The organism is Cellulomonas massiliensis JC225 (assembly GCF_000312005.1).
Classification (GTDB): Bacteria; Actinomycetota; Actinomycetes; order Actinomycetales; family Cellulomonadaceae; genus Cellulomonas; species Cellulomonas massiliensis.
In genome coordinates this window covers 1-2,156 of record NZ_HE978592.1, presented here as the reverse complement: position 1 = coordinate 2,156, position 2,156 = coordinate 1, and the positions used below count along the sequence as shown (strand labels likewise).

Below are 2,156 nucleotides of genomic sequence, written 5' to 3'. Positions count from 1 at the left end.
GGCGCCGACGGGCGCGCCGGGCCGGGCCGCGACCTCCAGCGGGACGAGCAGGGCGGTCGAGGAGCGGCCGCCCGCGGCGACCCCGAGCACGAACGAGCGGCCGACGAGTCCCATGCGTCCGGTGTACCAGCCCGCGCGGGGCACCGCACCGTGGCAGCGAGCGCGCCCGCGGCAGCCCTGGCGGGGCCGGTCACCGTGCCGGAGACTCACCCGCATGCGCCGCGACGTCACCGCCCACCTCGTCCTCGACGTGCACGCCCCGGCGACCCTCGCGCTCGCCGTCGCGCCCGCCCGCGCGTACGCGGCCGACGAGCGGCTCGCCGTCACGCTCGACGGCACGCCGGTCGAGCCGCGCGAGCTCGCCGAGCCGCACGGCGGGCGCCTGCACGTGCTCGACGCGTCGCCCGGCACGCTCGTCGTCGACCTCGTCGCGCGCGTGGACGGCGCGGCGGCCGCCGACCCGGACGACGAGGGACCCGCCGGCGAGGTGGCGCGGCTGCGCTACCTGCGCCCGAGCCGCTACTGCGAGTCCGACACCCTCGGGCCGACGGCGCGCGCGGAGTTCGCCGGGCTCGTGGGCGCGGACCTGCTCGCCGCCGTCTCGTCGTGGGTCGGCACCCAGCTCGCGTACGTCCCCGGCTCCTCGCAGCCGACCGACGGCGCGGTGCGGACCCTGCTCGCCCGCCGCGGCGTCTGCCGGGACTACGCGCACCTCGTCGTCGCCCTGCTGCGCGCGCTCGACGTGCCGGCCCGGCTCGCCGCCGTGTACGCGCCCGGGCTGGACCCGATGGACTTCCACGCGGTCGCGGAGGCGTGGGTGCCCGGGCCGGCCGGCGAGCACGCGTGGCACGTCGTCGATGCCACCACGCTCGCCCCGCGCGGCAGCCTCGTGCGGGTGGCCACCGGGCGGGACGCGTCGGACACGGCGTTCCTGTCGGCCTACGGCGGCGGCGTCACGCTGCGGGAGCTCGAGGTCGGCGCGGTCGCCGACGCGCTGCCCGACGACGACGTCCGCACCCTCGTCCGGATCCGGTGAGCGGGCGGCGCGCCGTGTCGGCGGCCCGTGGTGGGCTGGCGCGATGACCGCACGCACGTCCGCCGGCCTGCTGCTGCACCGGCCCGCCGCCGGCGGGTTCGAGGTGCTCGTCGCGCACATGGGCGGCCCGTTCTGGGCACGCAAGGACGCCGGCGCGTGGACCGTCCCCAAGGGCGAGCCCGCGCCGGGCGAGAGCCTGCACGGCGCTGCGCTGCGCGAGTTCGCCGAGGAGCTCGGCGTGCAGCCGCCTCCCGGCGAGGACGTCCCGCTCGGCGACGTGCGCCAGTCCGGGGGCAAGGTGGTGACCGTCTGGGCGCGCGAGGGCGACCTCGACGTGACGCGCGTGAGCAGCAACCTCGTCGAGGTCGAGTGGCCGCCTCGCTCGGGTCGGCGGCTCGCGGTGCCCGAGATCGACCGGGCGGCCTGGGTGACGCCCGACGAGGCGCGCCGGGTGCTCGTCACCGCGCAGCGCGCGTTCGTCGACCGCCTCGCGGAGCACCTGGCCGCCCGGGAGCACTGAGCCGCTCCGCTCGCGCCGGGCACGACGACGGCCCCCCGGCGTCGTGCCGGAGGGCCGTCGTGCGGGGGGTCAGGACTCGTCGTCCTCGTCGTCGGCCGCGTCGACCGGGGCGTCGGCCGGGGCGTCCGCGACCTGCTCGCCCGCGAGGACGAGGTACAGGTCGCGCCGCGCCCGCTCGAGCACCGCGACGGCGGCCGCCGCCTGCTGCTCCGTGCCGGTCCGCGCGACCTGCGCGGCCGCCGCACCCAGCGCCTCCATGCCGTCGCGCAGGGCGCGGCCGGGGTGCTGCGGACGGGTCGCCGCGTCGTCGAACGGGGTCCCGAGCTCGTCGGCGTGCTGGGTCACGTACGTCCCGCCGGCCTCCGTGAGGCGGGCGAGCTTGCGGCCCTGCTCGGCGGTGATGGTCACGAGACCCTCGTCCTCGAGCAGCTGCAGCGCCGGGTAGATCGCGCCCGGGCTCGGCCGCCAGCGGCCGCCGGAGCGCTGCGCGATCTCCTGGATGAGCTGGTAGCCGTGCATGGGCTGCTCGGACAGGAGCAGCAGCACGGCGGCGCGGATGTCGCCGCGCCCGGCGCGCCGGCCGGGGCCGTGCGGGCCGCG

The 2,156-nt window shown here is 79.0% G+C and carries 3 protein-coding genes; 2 read left to right on the top strand and 1 reads right to left on the bottom strand.

The window, feature by feature from the left end; genetic code table 11:
• The first annotated feature begins 214 nt into the window (after positions 1-214).
• Together HGCM_RS16165 and HGCM_RS16160 are read left to right on the top strand one after the other, a co-directional pair.
• A complete protein-coding gene (locus tag HGCM_RS16165) occupies positions 215-1,036 on the top strand; it encodes a transglutaminase-like domain-containing protein (RefSeq protein WP_019137853.1) in 822 nt (273 codons plus the stop codon).
• Between the two features lie 43 nt (positions 1,037-1,079).
• The gene (locus HGCM_RS16160; RefSeq protein WP_019137852.1) at positions 1,080-1,556 is read left to right on the top strand and encodes an NUDIX hydrolase; all 477 of its coding nucleotides are present in this window, start codon (positions 1,080-1,082) and stop codon (positions 1,554-1,556) included.
• A 69-nt stretch (positions 1,557-1,625) separates the two neighbouring features.
• Here HGCM_RS16160 and HGCM_RS18615 read toward each other — a convergent pair.
• Positions 1,626-2,156 (bottom strand): PadR family transcriptional regulator (locus tag HGCM_RS18615; protein WP_019137851.1); only part of this gene is annotated, 531 nt, incomplete at its 5' end.

Excerpts from the sequence above, each read along its gene's own strand:
- HGCM_RS16165 (WP_019137853.1), top strand. The coding sequence starts at position 215 with ATGCGCCGCGACGTCACCGCCCACCTCGTCCTCGACGTGCACGCCCCG.
- HGCM_RS16160 (WP_019137852.1), top strand. The coding sequence starts at position 1,080 with ATGACCGCACGCACGTCCGCCGGCCTGCTGCTGCACCGGCCCGCCGCC.